14 protein-coding genes are annotated in these 14,893 nt (G+C 59.1%); 12 read left to right on the top strand and 2 right to left on the bottom strand.

Annotation, left to right across the window (positions count from 1 at the left end):
• Positions 1–515: 515 nt before the first annotated feature.
• Complete coding sequence (locus BLL36_RS15540) at positions 516–1,736, bottom strand: CaiB/BaiF CoA transferase family protein (protein ID WP_076952260.1); 1,221 nt, start codon at positions 1,734–1,736, stop codon at positions 516–518.
• 12 nt (positions 1,737–1,748) lie between these two features.
• Positions 1,749–2,930 (bottom strand): acyl-CoA dehydrogenase, encoded by a 1,182-nt coding sequence (locus BLL36_RS15535; protein WP_076952259.1) that lies wholly within the window; start codon positions 2,928–2,930, stop codon positions 1,749–1,751.
• Positions 2,931–3,088: 158 nt separating this feature from the next.
• On the opposite strand from BLL36_RS15535, the gene BLL36_RS15530 reads away from it, so the two are divergent.
• The 12 genes from BLL36_RS15530 to BLL36_RS15475 all read left to right on the top strand — a co-directional run bounded on the left by BLL36_RS15530 (position 3,089) and on the right by BLL36_RS15475 (position 14,870).
• Positions 3,089–4,009, top strand: coding sequence for a LysR family transcriptional regulator (locus BLL36_RS15530; protein ID WP_076952258.1), 921 nt, complete (start codon positions 3,089–3,091; stop codon positions 4,007–4,009).
• Positions 4,010–4,440: 431 nt separating this feature from the next.
• Positions 4,441–5,562, top strand: a complete 1,122-nt coding sequence (locus tag BLL36_RS15525; protein ID WP_076952257.1) for a Re/Si-specific NAD(P)(+) transhydrogenase subunit alpha — start codon at positions 4,441–4,443, stop codon at positions 5,560–5,562.
• A gap of 15 nt (positions 5,563–5,577) precedes the next feature.
• Entirely contained in the window at positions 5,578–5,898 is a 321-nt protein-coding gene (locus BLL36_RS15520) for an NAD(P) transhydrogenase subunit alpha (RefSeq protein WP_025854291.1), read from the top strand.
• A complete protein-coding gene (locus BLL36_RS15515) occupies positions 5,898–7,334 on the top strand; it encodes an NAD(P)(+) transhydrogenase (Re/Si-specific) subunit beta (protein ID WP_076952256.1) in 1,437 nt (478 codons plus the stop codon). The genes BLL36_RS15520 and BLL36_RS15515 overlap by 1 nt, the downstream gene beginning before the upstream one ends.
• 234 nt (positions 7,335–7,568) lie before the next feature.
• Positions 7,569–9,062 (top strand): acetyl-CoA hydrolase/transferase family protein, encoded by a 1,494-nt coding sequence (locus BLL36_RS15510; RefSeq protein ID WP_076952255.1) that lies wholly within the window; start codon positions 7,569–7,571, stop codon positions 9,060–9,062.
• Between the two features lie 317 nt (positions 9,063–9,379).
• Positions 9,380–9,592 carry a DUF1127 domain-containing protein gene (locus BLL36_RS15505; protein ID WP_076952254.1) on the top strand — a complete coding sequence of 71 codons (213 nt, stop codon included), beginning with the start codon at positions 9,380–9,382 and terminating at the stop codon, positions 9,590–9,592.
• A 263-nt stretch (positions 9,593–9,855) separates the two neighbouring features.
• Entirely contained in the window at positions 9,856–10,041 is a 186-nt protein-coding gene (locus tag BLL36_RS15500; protein ID WP_076952253.1) for a DUF1127 domain-containing protein, read from the top strand.
• 120 nt (positions 10,042–10,161) lie between these two features.
• A complete protein-coding gene (locus BLL36_RS15495; protein ID WP_076952252.1) occupies positions 10,162–10,482 on the top strand; it encodes a DUF2388 domain-containing protein in 321 nt (106 codons plus the stop codon).
• A gap of 80 nt (positions 10,483–10,562) precedes the next feature.
• Positions 10,563–10,871, top strand: a complete 309-nt coding sequence (locus BLL36_RS15490; protein ID WP_076952277.1) for a DUF2388 domain-containing protein — start codon at positions 10,563–10,565, stop codon at positions 10,869–10,871.
• A gap of 38 nt (positions 10,872–10,909) precedes the next feature.
• On the top strand, positions 10,910–11,230 hold the full coding sequence (locus tag BLL36_RS15485; protein ID WP_076952251.1) for a DUF2388 domain-containing protein: 321 nt from the start codon (positions 10,910–10,912) through the stop codon (positions 11,228–11,230).
• Positions 11,227–13,188 (top strand): DUF7844 domain-containing protein, encoded by a 1,962-nt coding sequence (locus BLL36_RS15480; protein ID WP_076952250.1) that lies wholly within the window; start codon positions 11,227–11,229, stop codon positions 13,186–13,188. Before BLL36_RS15485 ends, BLL36_RS15480 begins: the two co-directional genes overlap by 4 nt.
• A 374-nt stretch (positions 13,189–13,562) precedes the next feature.
• Positions 13,563–14,870 carry a CitMHS family transporter gene (locus BLL36_RS15475; RefSeq protein WP_076952249.1) on the top strand — a complete coding sequence of 436 codons (1,308 nt, stop codon included), beginning with the start codon at positions 13,563–13,565 and terminating at the stop codon, positions 14,868–14,870.
• Positions 14,871–14,893 lie beyond the last annotated feature (23 nt).

The raw sequence follows: 14,893 nt of genomic DNA, 5'->3' as shown, positions 1-14,893 counted from the left end.
CTCCACAAGCACCCACACGAATTGCTTGATTCAGTTGTTAAAGAGCGGTTGGTTAAGATCTTTCGTCTCAACCGAGGCGCGCATTCTACAGCAGCCTCATTTGCTGTCAAGTGATTATTTTCAGAAGCTTTCGAAGAATTCTTCAACAACTTCAACCACTTGCGCTTCCGATCTCTCGTTAGCGGGAGGCGAATTCTACAGCGTTACACGCTGCTGTCAACACCTCTTTTTCTCCGCTTTCGACCGAGAGGATCGAAACGTTAATAGAGCCAAACAACACCGCTCTACCAACTCCTTCTGGGCTTCGATGAACTGAAGCGTGTCGCTGTCGAATCTCGCATAACTCTTTGTTTACCAAGGAGTTTTCCGTTTCGACTGCGCCGGAAGTGGGGCGAATTATAGACTTCCAGAATCTGCCGTCAACCCTTAATTTTGCTTTTTCTATCAGTTAGTTGGAATTGATTAAAAAACCATCAAAAACTGATCAGCAACGCCTTCTATATAGAAGAAGAGATTCAGATAACACCCGCGACCTTCAGAGCAGCCACATTACGCTCACCCAACCCCAACACCTCCTGCAGCACCTTGGCCGTATGCTCTCCCAAAAGAGGAGGCGCATTCCGGTACTCCACTGGCGTTTTGGATAACCGTATCGGACTTGCCACCTGAGGCACCATCCCTGCCAACGCATGCGGCAGCGCCATGGCCAAACCGCGCGCCTTGACCTGAGGATCGGAAAACACCTGCGCCAAGTCATTGATCGGCCCACAAGGCACACCAACCCGCTCCAGCCGCAACACCCACTCAGTCGTCGTCTTGAATACAGTAGCCTGACGAATCAACGGAATCAGCTCCGCCCGATTCGCCACCCGCACCTTATTAGTAGAGAAGCGCGGATCATCCGCCCACTGCGGCTGCCCAGCCACTTCAGCAAACTTGCGGAACTGGCTGTCATTCCCCACCGTCAGGATGAAGTCACCATCAGCGGTAGGAAAATCCTGATAAGGCACGATATTCGGATGAGCATTCCCCAGGCGCCTCGGCGAATCACCCGTTGTCAGGTAATTCATCGCCTGGTTCGCCAGGCAAGCCACCTGCACATCCAGCAACGCCATATCGATATGCTGCCCACCGCCGTCATGGTCCCGATGAGCCAGTGCCGCGAGTATCGCCACAGTCGAGTAAAGCCCCGTAAGAATGTCGGTCAGCGCAACGCCAACCTTCACCGGCCCAGCGCCGTCCTCACCCTCGGGCCGGCCGGTCAGGCTCATAAGCCCGCCCAGCCCTTGAATCATGAAGTCATAACCCGCGCGTGTCGCATACGGCCCTGTCTGACCGAAGCCGGTGATCGAGCAGTAAATCAGCTCCGGATTGATCTCCTTGAGCGACTCATAGTCCAGCCCATACGCCGCAAGGCCACCGACCTTGAAGTTCTCGATCAGAATGTCCGACTTGGCCGCCAGGTCGCGCACCAGTGCCTGCCCCTCCGGCCGCGTGAAGTCGATAGTCACCGACTGCTTGTTGCGATTAGCCGACAGGTAATACGCCGCCTCACTGGTGTTCTCGCCATAGGCGTCCTTAAGGAAAGGCGGCCCCCATGCGCGCGTGTCGTCACCGCTCCCTGGACGTTCAACCTTGATCACCTCAGCCCCGAGGTCCGCAAGAATCTGCCCGGACCAGGGGCCCGCCAGTACTCGCGATAAGTCCAGCACCCGCAGATGCGAAAGCGCGCCCATGCCGTGCTCCTATTAATAGAACGCCTGAAGACCGGTTTGCGCGCGCCCAAGAATCAGGGCATGCACGTCGTGCGTACCTTCGTAGGTGTTCACCACCTCCAGGTTGACCAGATGGCGCGCCACGCCGAACTCGTCGGAAATACCGTTGCCACCCAGCATGTCGCGCGCCATGCGTGCGATATCCAGAGACTTGCCACACGAGTTGCGCTTCATGATCGAGGTGATCTCGACCGCCGCAGTCCCTTCGTCTTTCATACGCCCCAGACGCAGGCAGCCTTGCAGGGCCAGGGTGATCTCGGTCTGCATGTCAGCCAGCTTCTTCTGGATCAGCTGAGTCGCCGCCAGTGGGCGGCCAAACTGCTGGCGATCAAGCGTGTATTGGCGAGCGGTGTGCCAGCAGAACTCAGCCGCACCCAACGCCCCCCAGGAGATGCCATAACGCGCGGAGTCAAGGCAGGTAAAAGGCCCCTTCAGGCCACGCACGTCCGGGAAGATGTTCTCTTGCGGCACGAACACGTTATCCATGACGATCTCGCCGGTAATGGAGGCGCGCAGCCCGACCTTGCCGTGAATCGCCGGTGCGCTCAGACCTTTCCAGCCTTTCTCCAGGACAAAGCCACGGATATCGCCAGCATCGTCCTTGCCCCACACCACGAACACATCAGCGATCGGGCTATTGGTGATCCACATCTTCGCGCCCGTCAGGCTGTAGCCACCCTCGACTTTGCGAGCACGGGTAATCATTGCGCCTGGGTCGGAGCCATGATTGGGCTCGGTCAGGCCGAAACAGCCGATCCATTCGCCAGATGCCAGCTTCGGCAGGTACTTCTGTTTCTGCGCCTCAGTGCCAAACTCGTTGATCGGCACCATGACCAGCGACGATTGCACGCTCATCATCGAGCGATAGCCGGAATCGACACGCTCCACTTCGCGCGCAATCAGCCCATAGCTGACGTAATTCAAGCCGCTGCCGCCGTACTGCTCGGGAATCATTGCACCGAGTAAACCGGTCTCGCCCATTTCACGAAAAATGGCGGGGTCAGTCTTTTCATGGCGAAAGGCTTCGAGCACACGCGGCGCCAGCTTGTCCCGGGCAAATTGCTGAGCGCTGTCGCGCACCATGCGCTCTTCTTCGGTGAGCTGTTGGTCCAGTAGCAACGGATCAATCCAGTTGAAGCTTGCCTTGCCTGCCATGAATAAGTCCTCGCGGGAGAAATCAGAAGTCGTGGGAAGCAGCCTAGGCCCCTCCAGCACAGAGGGCAAACGAGGTTTCCGCATAGGGTTGTGCTAATTTCTCACTTCGTAATAGCCAGGATGGGCGCAAAGGCGCTTTATAAGTGAGGACACGGTATATGCGTAGAAAAATCCCCAGCACCACCGCCCTCGTCAGTTTTGAAGCCGCAGCCCGCCACGAGAGCTTTACCAAGGCCGCGCACGAGCTTTCGATTACTCAAGGCGCCATCTGTCGACAGATCGCCAGCCTTGAAGAGTTTTTAAGTGTCGAGCTGTTTCGCCGCTCAAGGCGCGGGGTAAAGCTGACGGAAGCCGGGCTGTCTTATAGTCGGCGCGTCGCCGCGCAATTGGACGCGGTTGAGCGCGATACGCTGTCTGTCATGGGACAGCAAGGCGCCAACACTATAGAACTGGCCGTGGTCCCCACGTTCGGTACTCAGTGGTTGATACCTCGCCTTAAGGATTTCCAGCGTCAACATCCGCAAGTCACCGTCAACCTGACCAACCGCACACGCCCGTTTCTGTTTGCCGACACTGAGTTCGACGCAGCGATCTACTTCGGCGATGCCGATTGGTCCGGCACCGAATCCCACCGACTGATGGGAGAGAACCCTGTGCCGGTGTGCAGCCCCCGACTACTGGGCAGCGCACACCCGTTCAGCCCCCAACAAATTGCAGAACTGCCCCTGCTGCAGCAGACCACTCGACCCTACGCTTGGCGCCAATGGTTCAATGCCCAACAGCTGAGCGTACCTCGCGACATGACAGGCCCGCGTTACGAGCTATTCTCGATGTTGTCCCAGGCAGCCATGCATGACATGGGGATCGCGCTGATTCCGCCGTTCCTCATCCAACGCGAACTGGAGGAGCGTCAATTGGTGATCGCCTGCACCGAGGCGCTGGCCAGCTCCAAAGCTTACTACTTGATGATTCCCGACAAAAAAGTCGAATCAGCCTCGCTTCAGGCATTCAAGAACTGGCTGATCGATCAGTCGCAGCGCTATAGCACCAATAGTCCTGGGCTCCAACCAAGCCTCTGACTTTGTAGTCAGTTAATTTGGAATCCTACAGATGTACGTATATGTCGCATTTGAGCAGACTGTATCTGTCCTTCAGTAACAAAGCTCAAAGCCATGCGCTACATGGCTTTGAGCGACTATTACGAGCCAATGAACGACCATTCATGGCAACCATGGGAAAATGCTGAAAAAACGCAGTAAAGCCTCTAAACGACTGTATTTAAATCATTTATTCCAACTACTTGCGACAATCAGTCACAGGGTGACTTGTAGTTAATTTTTCGTCACCCGTCATAATTCCTTGAAGGCCGTAAAGTTCGCCTGCAAAATGCCGCGCCCCGCTGTCATTTCAGCGGGATCGTGCTGATCGGCCGCCCCAGTTGCGCCACTCGCGGTGCACTGGCCTTTTTACAAAAAGATCAAAAGCAAAAAGATCATGCAGGAGATTTGACGTGCACATTGGTGTTCCTCTCGAAACCCAGACCGGTGAAACGCGGGTGGCTGCCACCCCGGAAACCATCAAGAAGCTGATCGGCCAGGGCCATAAGGTCACTGTACAAAGCGGAGCCGGCATCCAGGCCAGCGTCGTCGACAGTGCCTATGAAGCGGCAGGCGCGACCATTGGCAGCGCCAACGATGCGTTTGGCACCGAGCTTATTCTCAAAGTGGTTGCCCCCAGCGACAGCGAACTTGCGCTGATCAAAAGCGGCACCGTGTTGGTGGGCATGCTCAACCCGTTCAGCAACGAAACCATTGCCAAGCTCGCTGAGCGCGGCATTACCGCCTTCGCCCTCGAGGCTGCACCGCGCACATCGCGAGCCCAGAGCCTCGACGTGCTGTCATCCCAGGCCAACATTGCGGGCTACAAGGCTGTGCTGCTCGCCGCCCATCACTATCCGCGCTTCATGCCGATGCTGATGACCGCCGCAGGCACCGTCAAAGCGGCGCGCGTGCTGATCCTCGGCGCCGGTGTTGCAGGCCTGCAGGCCATCGCCACAGCGAAACGCCTGGGTGCCGTGATCGAAGCGTCTGACGTACGCCCGGCGGTCAAGGAGCAGATCGAGTCCCTCGGCGCCAAATTTGTCGACGTGCCCTACGAAACCGACGAAGAGCGTGAATGCGCGGTCGGCGTCGGCGGTTACGCGCGCCCGATGCCGACCAGCTGGATGCAGCGCCAGGCCCTGGCCGTGCACGAGCGCGCCAAGCAAGCCGATATCGTCATCACCACCGCGCTGATTCCTGGCCGCAAGGCACCCACCCTGCTGAGCGCCGAGACCGTCGCACACATGAAGCCGGGCTCAGTGGTCATCGACCTTGCCGCCGCCCAAGGCGGCAACTGCCCGCTGACCATCGCCGATCAAGTGGTAGTGCAGAACGGCGTGATCATTTGCGGCCCGACCAACCTGGCCGGGGCCGTAGCCGCCGATGCTTCTGCTTTATATGCACGCAACCTGCTGGACTTCCTGAAGCTGGTCTTCAACAAGGATGGGCAGTTTGAAATCAACCTTGAAGACGACATCGTCGCCGCGTGCCTGATGTGCCGCGACGGCCAAGTCATCCGCAAAAACGCCTAAGCAGGGATTCAGACGATGGAAGAGCTTATCTCCCCCGGTATCTACAACCTGATCATCTTTGTGCTGGCGATTTATGTCGGTTACCACGTGGTCTGGAACGTCACCCCCGCGCTGCACACGCCGTTGATGGCGGTGACCAACGCCATCTCGGCGATCGTCATCGTTGGCGCCATGTTGGCCGCGGCCCTCACCGTGACTCCGCTGGGCAAAACCATGGGCACCCTGGCCGTGGCACTGGCGGCAGTCAACGTGTTTGGCGGCTTCCTGGTCACCCGCAGGATGCTTGAGATGTTCAAGAAGAAAGCGCCCAAAGTTAAAGAAGAGGTGCAGAAATAATGAGTATGAATCTGGTCACGACGCTGTATCTGATTGCGTCGATCTGCTTCATCCAAGCCCTCAAGGGTCTCTCACACCCGACCACTTCACGGCGCGGCAACCTGTTCGGCATGCTTGGCATGGCGCTGGCGGTGCTCACCACCGTGGGTCTGATCTATAAGCTCGGCGCCGAGCTTGCAACTGCCGGTATCGGCTACGTGATCGTTGGCCTGCTGGTCGGCGGCACTGCCGGCTCGATCATGGCCAAGCGCGTAGAAATGACCAAGATGCCGGAGCTGGTAGCCTTCATGCACAGCATGATCGGCCTGGCCGCGGTGTTCATCGCAATTGCCGCGGTGGTCGAGCCGCAATCCCTGGGCATTGTCAAACTCTTGGGCGACGCGATTCCTGCGGGCAACCGCCTGGAGCTGTTCCTTGGTGCGGCCATCGGCGCAATCACCTTCTCCGGTTCGGTGATCGCGTTCGGCAAACTGTCGGGCAAATACAAGTTCCGCCTGTTCCAGGGCGCACCGGTACAGTTCGGCGGCCAGCACAAGCTGAACCTGGCACTTGGCCTCGCCACGCTGGGCCTGGGCCTGGCGTTCATGTTCACCGGCAACCTTACCGCCTTCGCGCTGATGCTGGCCCTGGCCTTTGTATTGGGCGTGCTGATCATCATCCCGATCGGCGGCGCCGATATGCCGGTGGTGGTGTCGATGCTCAACAGTTACTCCGGCTGGGCGGCGGCGGGTATCGGCTTCTCGCTGAACAACTCGATGCTGATCATCGCCGGTTCCCTGGTGGGTTCAAGCGGCGCGATCCTGTCGTACATCATGTGCAAGGCGATGAACCGTTCCTTCTTTAATGTGCTGCTCGGCGGTTTCGGCAACACGCCGGATGCCAGCGCCGCTGCAGGATCAAAAGAAGCACGCCCGGTGAAATCCGGCTCGGCCGACGACGCCACCTTCCTGCTGACCAACGCCGACACCGTGATCATCGTTCCGGGCTACGGCCTGGCAGTCGCTCGGGCGCAACATGCGCTCAAGGAGCTGACCGAAAAGCTGACTCACCGCGGCGTCACCGTGAAGTACGCGATCCATCCGGTGGCGGGCCGTATGCCTGGGCACATGAACGTACTGCTCGCCGAGGCCGAAGTGCCTTATGACCAGGTGTTCGAGATGGAAGACATCAACTCCGAGTTCGGTCAGGCCGACGTGGTGCTGGTGCTGGGCGCCAACGACGTGGTCAACCCGGCCGCCAAGAACGATCCCAACTCGCCGATTGCCGGCATGCCGATTCTCGAAGCGTTCAAGGCCAAAACCATCATCGTCAACAAGCGCTCGATGGCCAGCGGTTATGCCGGCCTGGATAACGAGCTGTTCTACCTGGACAAGACCATGATGGTCTTCGGTGACGCCAAGAAGGTCATCGAAGATATGGTCAAAGCCGTCGAGTAAACTGCTTCAGCGCAATACTCGAAACCCCGGCCTGCTATAGGCTGGGGTTTTTTTATCGTTCCCGCGCTCTGCGTAGGAATGCATCCAGGGATGCTCTGCGTCCCGCTTTGCACATACATGAAACCCGACCAAAGGCTCTAAATCGCCGCCTGGCATTCGACCATGGTAGCGGGCCGAAATCTTTTGAAATCACTAAACTGCGCACCTTGCCTCCGTAGCCCGAGATAACAATCCATGTACCGTGATCGTATCCGCTTGCCTTCGTTGTTGAACAAGGTCATGAGCGCGGCAGACGCCGCCGCACTGATCGAGGACGGAATGACCGTCGGCATGAGCGGCTTCACCCGTGCCGGTGAAGCCAAGGCCGTCCCCCACGCCCTGGCCGAACGCGCCAAGACTTCCCCGCTGAAAATCACCCTGATGACCGGCGCCAGCCTGGGCAATGACCTGGACAAGCAACTCACCGAAGCAGGCGTACTGTCGCGACGCATGCCGTTTCAAGTCGACAGCACCCTGCGCAAGGCCATCAACGCCGGCGAAGTGATGTTTATCGACCAGCACCTATCGGAAACCGTCGAGCAACTGCGCAACAACCAGCTCAAGCTGCCGGATATCGCCGTGATTGAAGCGGTCGCGATCACCGAGCTTGGCCACATCGTTCCCACCACTTCCGTCGGCAACTCCGCCAGCTTCGCGATTTTCGCCAAGCAGGTGATCGTCGAGATCAACTTGGCGCACAACCCGAACCTGGAAGGGTTGCACGACATCTATATCCCGACCTACCGGCCGACGCGCACGCCGATCCCGCTGGTGAAGGTCGACGACCGTATCGGCAGTACCGCTATCCCGATCCCTCCGGAAAAGATCGTTGCCATCGTCATCACCAACCAGGCCGACTCCGCTTCCACCGTGACGCCGCCAGACAGCGACACCCAAGGCATTGCCAATCACCTGATCAACTTCCTCAAGCAGGAAGTCGACGCCGGGCGCATGACCAACAAGCTCGGCCCGCTGCAGGCTGGCATCGGCAACATCGCCAACGCGGTCATGTGCGGGTTGATCGAATCGCCGTTCGAAGACCTGACCATGTATTCGGAAGTGTTGCAGGACTCGACCTTTGATTTGATCGATGCGGGCAAGCTGACCTTCGCGTCGGGCAGCTCGATCACCTTGTCGGAACGCCGTAACGCCGACGTATTCGGCAATCTGCAACACTATAAAGACAAGCTGGTGCTGCGCCCGCAGGAGATCTCCAACCACCCGGAAGTGGTGCGGCGCCTGGGTATCATCGCCATCAACACTGCGCTGGAGTTCGATATCTACGGCAACGTCAACTCCACCCATATTTGCGGCACGCGCATGATGAACGGCATTGGCGGCTCCGGGGATTTCGCGCGCAACGCGCACCTCGCGATCTTCGTCACCAAGTCGATTGCCAAGGGCGGGGCGATTTCCAGTGTGGTGCCCATGGTCAGCCACGTGGACCACACCGAGCACGACGTCGACATCCTCGTGACTGAAGTGGGTCTGGCCGATCTGCGCGGCCTGGCGCCACGGGAACGCGCACGGGTGATCATCGACAACTGCGTGCATCCGGCCTACCGCGATGCGCTGAACAGCTACTTCAATGCCGCTTGCGCTATTGGCGGCCACACGCCGCACATCCTGCGGGAAGCACTGAGCTGGCACATCAACCTGGAAGAAACCGGGCATATGCTCAAGGCGTGAGTGACACAGATGCGAGCTGACGGGCATACAGTTTCGTCAGCTCGGCTTATTCGTCTGCACTTCCTGAAAAAACTGTACTGCTGTACCGGTGTTTTCCTACCGAAATTTCTTACACACACGCTGAAATTACCTGTTTCGCACTGTTTCAGTGCGGACAGGTACAGTTGCCCCATTTCCGAACAGTACAGCACCCTTAAACAGTTAACTGCCCTCTCACAATACAGGTGAACTGTATCTGGAGAGTCTTGCGCGGGGAGAGGATCATTGGCATCAGTTAAACCACTACCTAATCCCGCCACAAGCGGAAGGATGTCATCATGGAACGTACACTCAGTTCCGATCTGTTCTCTGAAAAAGCTGTCAGCAACCAGTCCGCCATGCCTCTGCGCGTTCTCGCCAACCTGATGTTGTGGCAGCGCCGCATTTCCAGCCGCCATCAACTGGCTCGTCTGGATTCGCGTCTGCTGGCTGACGCTGGTATCAGCGAAGCTCAACGCTACGAAGAGCTGAGCAAGCCGTTCTGGCGCTAACTTAGCGCTCGCTGGCCCTGACCTGACGGGTCCACTGCCAGCACCCAGATTTGTCAAAACAAAGCCCGCCCCGGGACACCGGTGGCGGGCTTTGTTGTTTCCGGGATTGAAGTTTTCAATCGAAAACAGATGCCTCACGCGACAACAGGTACAGTTTAAAAAAAATAACAGTTAAGCAGTACAATTTAATCTTGCTGTCACTGTATCGGTCACACTGCCTCGCTCAACATGGTGTTCCAAAACCTCATGAAAAGGTGCTCGCCATGGATACGCCATCTCCTGTTGATAAGCGGCTCTCCCGCCCTACAGCTTCCTTCGTAGCTAAATGGATACGCCGTGCTTACGAACGACGCCAGTTGTCGCAGCTTGATAGCCGGGAATTGTCCGACGTTGGCATCAGCCGCAGCGACCAACTGGCTGAGCTGTCCAAGCCGTTTTGGCGTGACTAGACAGTCAAGATGCTTTCCGAACGGATAACTGGCGGCTTAATATCCTTGCGCCACGTGGCGAACCGCGTAGTACAGGCGTCAGATCCCAAACCTTATCCGTTCATCAACAGGAGTCACCCCATGTCCCGTCTACGCTTGCTGAGTGCCGCCGCCCTGCTGGTCCTGGCTGCCAACGCCAACGCGACCAGCTTCATCGTGACCACCGATTCCATCGTCGGCGCGCTGAAGGCCACTTCCGACGCCAGCTCGGACGCCACTTCGTCCCTGCGCGACAGCAAGGTCGTGCGCGCCGCCCGCGACGATGCCGCCAGCTTTGTCGCCAGTGAAGGGGCCATTCGTGGCGTGAAACTGGAAAGCGCACTGGCCCAGATCCGTCAGCAAGCACCGCAACTCAATACCGCGTCTGACGCACAACTGGCCCAGGCCATCCTGGCCATCTGACGGCAGGACCGATGCCTGGGCACTGGCTCTCGCCCGGGCATTACGCTAGCCTTGACGCTCGCTTTCAGTTGTCGAGTCCCATGGCTTTTTCATACCGCCTTTTAATCGTGCCTGTGTTGCTTTGCACCGCCTGGTCACCGTTGGTTTCGGCCTTTGACCTGACCACCCAGGGCACCGTCGCGAGCGCGTACGCCACCAGCAAGGTGACTTCCGCGCCCTTCGACAGAAAAGTGATAATGGCCGCCCAGGACGACGCTGCCGCGTTTGTTGCCACTGACGGCCAATGGCGGGGCGCGCGGCTGGAGTCAGCGCTGGATTATCTGCGCCGCAGCCAGCCAAAACTTAACGTCAGCGACCTTGAACTGGCGCAAGCAATTCTCGTCCAATAATCATCTTTGATTTCATCTTTTGTATTTGGAGTTATTCCATGCGTAGCCCGCTGATCGCCGCCACCCTTGGCCTGCTGCTGTTGGCCGACGTTGCCCAGGCGCAAACCCTGGTGGCCACCAGTAACATCATTGTTCGCGCCTCTGGCCGCACCATTGATTTCACCTCCGACACCACCACCTCCATCCGTGACTCCAAGGTCGTGCGCGAAGCCCACGATGACGCCGCCAGTTTCGTTGCCACCAACGGTGATATCCGTGGCGCTCGGTTGGAAGCTGCCTTCGACACCCTGCGCACACGCCTGCCGGAAGCCCGCGACGCCAGTGACCAGACCCTCGCCGAAGCCATCCTCGCACTGTGAGGCGAATCGCCGCCTGGCTCCTGGCCGGGGCTGTGCTGCTATGTGCGGGCGCGGCGCAGGCCGGCCTGCAGCTGCAGCTCAAGACCGAAGGCTTGAGCCCGGCTGAACAGCAGGCCAGCCAGGCGTTGCTCGACGAGGCGCTACGCTCGTTGCCGCCGCGCTTTATCGAGCAGTTGGACCGGCGCATCGATGTCGGCTGGACCGACAAAATGCCCGGAAACGCCTATGGGCAAGCTTCACTGGTGTCTGAGCTGGACCTCAACCGCAATCTGCTGGCCAGCCTGACCGATGGCAGCGCCGCCACCCAGAAAACCAATCGCCCCCACGGCACCGTGCGCCGGGAAATGCTCGCCACCGTGCTGCATGAACTGACGCATATCTATGACCGTGCGCGCCTGTGGTCCAAGGAAGACCGCGCGCTGATCAATCGCTGCAGCCGCCAGAACAACCTCACCGGCCTGATCGGCCTGCCTGATCAATGCCGTGGCCAGAACGGCCGACGCTTTACCCTCAGCGATGACCCGCGCCTGCTGGACCTTGCCGGCTGGCCGCAATACGTCGGTCGCCGCGGCGAAAGGGAACAGAACAACCATCAGGTCGCCCGTAGCCCGGACATTTACGAAACCACCAGCCCCCTTGAGTTCGTGGCGATCAACATGGAGTACTTTCTCCTTGACCCGAGCTACGCCTGCCGCCGCCCAGCGCTATTTCGTTATTACAAGGAACACTTCGGCTGGGCCCCGCCTGAACAAGACACTTGCGCCAGCACCTACGCGTTCTTGAACGCGGGCAACGATTTCGCCAAGACCCCGCTGGGCCAGGTTGACCCGGAGCGCGTCTACGAAATCGACTATTTGCTGGCCGAAGCCAACCAGAATCTGGTCAGCCGCTGGGGCCACAGCATGTTGCGCCTGGTGATCTGCGCGCCGGGCCGGCCACGCGGGCCGGATTGCCGGCTGGATCTGGACCAGCACCTGGTGTTGTCCTACCGCGCTTTCGTCGGTGACGTACAGCTGTCGAGCTGGGATGGCCTGGTCGGCAAATACCCGTCGCGGTTATTTGTACTGCCGCTGGCGCAAGTGATCGACGAGTACACCAAGACCGAGCTGCGCGGCCTGGCCTCGGTCCCGTTGAAGCTGACCCGCCAGGAAATCAACGACACCGTCGAGCATGCCGCCGAAATGCACTGGAGCTACGACGGCAACTACTTCTTTATCTCCAACAACTGCGCGGTGGAGAGCCTGAAACTGTTACGCAGCGGCAGCGCCAATCCGCAACTGACAGGGCTGGATAACATCACCCCCAACGGTTTGCTTGAGGTTCTAAGCGCCCGCGGCTTGGCCGACACCAGCGTACTGGACGACAAACGGAGGGCACTGCGCCTGGGTTATCACTTCGACTCCTTCCGCGAGCGCTACCAGGCCATGTTCGATGTACTGCGCAAATACCTGCCGATCAAGCAGACCCAGGTCGAAGACTGGCTTTCCCTCAGTGCAGAGGAGCGTCGCCAGTGGTTCGGCCAGGCGGACCTGCGCACCAGCGCTGCGCTGTTGCTGCTTGAGCAGGCGAGTTTTCGCAAACAGTTGATGCTGGCCCAGGACGAGGTCAAGCAACGCTACCTCGGCGCCCGCGAGCTGAAAAACGGCGGCATGGAAAAAGCCAACGCCACGCTGCAGCAGATCCTCGCCAACAGCGGCTTCCTCAGCCGCCCGGCCGAACTGCTGGGCAGCGGTGGCTACGGCCTGCCGCAACCGTCGGAAGCCAAACGCCTGGAATCGGAAAGCGCCGAGCGCCAGAAGCAGTTGCAATCGCTGACCGGCGAGCTGGATAAAGAGGTGAGGGCGCTGCTGGATCCTTCCCGCGCCGCCGAAATTGCCGCGTGCGAAGCCAACCTCAAGCAGATCGGTGAACACCTGCGCACCCTGCACAAAGCCGCCGGTGGCCTCGAACTGCCCTGAAAACCAACAAGTAAACACCATCCCATGTGGGAGCTGGCTTGCCTGCGATACAGACACCTCGGTCATTCAGTTAGACCGAGGTGATACTATCGCAGGCAAGCCAGCTTCCACATTGTTCTGTATAAACCTGAAGACCGTGTGTCTGCCCTCCATCGCCTGTTTCCACCAGCGAAAGCTGGCTGAAAGCTTTCGCGACTAGGATCACCTCCAACTGCCGGCAACAGACCGGCTGTACACAACAACAATGGTGATTCCCGATGTCCGTCCATACCCGCCTGTTTGCCCCGACTCCCCCCGTAAGCCACGTGCCTTTCGTTCTGCGCTGACCCACCCGGTTCGCCATTCCCTAGCCGCGCTACGCCTGGAGTATTCCTATGCTGACTTTCCTTGGCTTTGCCATGGTCATCACGTTCATGTTCCTGATCATGACCAAGCGCCTGTCCGCGCTGATCGCCCTGATCATCGTGCCGATCCTGTTCGCCTTGTTCGGTGGTTTCGCACCGAAGATCGGCCCGATGATGCTCGAAGGCATCACCAAGCTCGCGCCCACCGGCGTAATGCTGATGTTCGCCATCCTCTATTTTGCCCTGATGATCGACTCCGGCCTGTTCGACCCGGCCGTGCGCAAGATTCTCAAGATGGTCAAGGGCGACCCGCTCAAGGTTTCAGTCGGTACTGCGGTGCTGGCGCTGGTGGTGTCGCTTGATGGTGACGGTGCCACCACCTACATGATCTGCGTAGCCGCCATGCTGCCGCTGTACCAGCGCATCGGCATGAGCCCACGGATCATGGCCGGCTTGATCATCCTCGCCGGCGGCGTGATGAACATGACGCCCTGGGGCGGCCCGACGGCCCGGGCGGCCAGTGCATTGCATGTGGACCCATCGGACATTTTCGTACCGATGATCCCGGCCATGGCCGCCGGCGTCGTGGCGATCCTGGCGATCGCCTACATGTACGGCAAACGCGAACGGGCGCGCCTGGGTGAACTGCACCTGATCGGCGATGAAGTCGACCACAGCGAAATCAGCGTGTCGCAATTCCCGGACGCCCGTCGTCCAAAGCTGATCTGGTTCAACGGCGCGCTGACGCTGGCCCTGATGTGCACACTGATCGCCGGCCTGTTGCCGCTGCCGGTGCTGTTCATGGTGGCGTTCAGCATCGCGATGATCGTCAACTACCCCTGCCTGCAACAGCAGAAAGACCGCGTCGCCGCCCACGCCGGCAGCGTCCTGGCGGTGGTGGGATTGATCTTCGCCGCCGGTATTTTTACCGGTATCCTGTCGGGCACCGGCATGGTCGATGCCATGTCCAAGAGCCTGCTGGCGGTGATTCCGGAAGCAATGGGCCCTTACCTGGCGGTGATCACCGCACTGGTGAGCATGCCGTTTACCTTCTTCATGTCCAACGACGCGTTCTATTATGGCGTGCTGCCGGTACTCGCCGAAGCAGCGAGCCACTACGGCATCACCGCCGTGGAAATGGCCCGTGCCTCCATCGTTGGCCAGCCTGTGCACTTGCTCAGCCCGCTGGTTCCCTCGACGTACCTGCTGGTGGCCCTGGCCGGTATCGAGTTTGGCGATCACCAGCGCTTCACCCTGAAGTGGGCAGTGCTGGTTTGCCTGTGCATAATGGTCGCCGCATTGCTGATGGGGATTTTTCCGCTGTTCAGCACTCTATAAGCTTACCCACTCACCCACCGCGC

Source organism: Pseudomonas cedrina subsp. cedrina (genome assembly GCF_001983175.1).
GTDB classification, from domain to species: Bacteria; Pseudomonadota; Gammaproteobacteria; order Pseudomonadales; family Pseudomonadaceae; genus Aquipseudomonas; species Aquipseudomonas cedrina.
The sequence above is the reverse complement of the archived record's forward strand: the minus strand, read 5'-3'. Positions and strand labels throughout refer to the sequence as shown.

Excerpts from the sequence above, each read along its gene's own strand:
- BLL36_RS15540 (WP_076952260.1), bottom strand. The coding sequence starts at position 1,736 with ATGGGCGCGCTTTCGCATCTGCGGGTGCTGGACTTATCGCGAGTACTG.
- BLL36_RS15535 (WP_076952259.1), bottom strand. The coding sequence starts at position 2,930 with ATGGCAGGCAAGGCAAGCTTCAACTGGATTGATCCGTTGCTACTGGAC.
- BLL36_RS15530 (WP_076952258.1), top strand. The coding sequence starts at position 3,089 with ATGCGTAGAAAAATCCCCAGCACCACCGCCCTCGTCAGTTTTGAAGCC.
- BLL36_RS15520 (WP_025854291.1), top strand. The coding sequence starts at position 5,578 with ATGGAAGAGCTTATCTCCCCCGGTATCTACAACCTGATCATCTTTGTG.
- BLL36_RS15515 (WP_076952256.1), top strand. The coding sequence starts at position 5,898 with ATGAGTATGAATCTGGTCACGACGCTGTATCTGATTGCGTCGATCTGC.
- BLL36_RS15510 (WP_076952255.1), top strand. The coding sequence starts at position 7,569 with ATGTACCGTGATCGTATCCGCTTGCCTTCGTTGTTGAACAAGGTCATG.
- BLL36_RS15505 (WP_076952254.1), top strand. The coding sequence starts at position 9,380 with ATGGAACGTACACTCAGTTCCGATCTGTTCTCTGAAAAAGCTGTCAGC.
- BLL36_RS15500 (WP_076952253.1), top strand. The coding sequence starts at position 9,856 with ATGGATACGCCATCTCCTGTTGATAAGCGGCTCTCCCGCCCTACAGCT.
- BLL36_RS15495 (WP_076952252.1), top strand. The coding sequence starts at position 10,162 with ATGTCCCGTCTACGCTTGCTGAGTGCCGCCGCCCTGCTGGTCCTGGCT.
- BLL36_RS15490 (WP_076952277.1), top strand. The coding sequence starts at position 10,563 with ATGGCTTTTTCATACCGCCTTTTAATCGTGCCTGTGTTGCTTTGCACC.
- BLL36_RS15485 (WP_076952251.1), top strand. The coding sequence starts at position 10,910 with ATGCGTAGCCCGCTGATCGCCGCCACCCTTGGCCTGCTGCTGTTGGCC.
- BLL36_RS15475 (WP_076952249.1), top strand. The coding sequence starts at position 13,563 with ATGCTGACTTTCCTTGGCTTTGCCATGGTCATCACGTTCATGTTCCTG.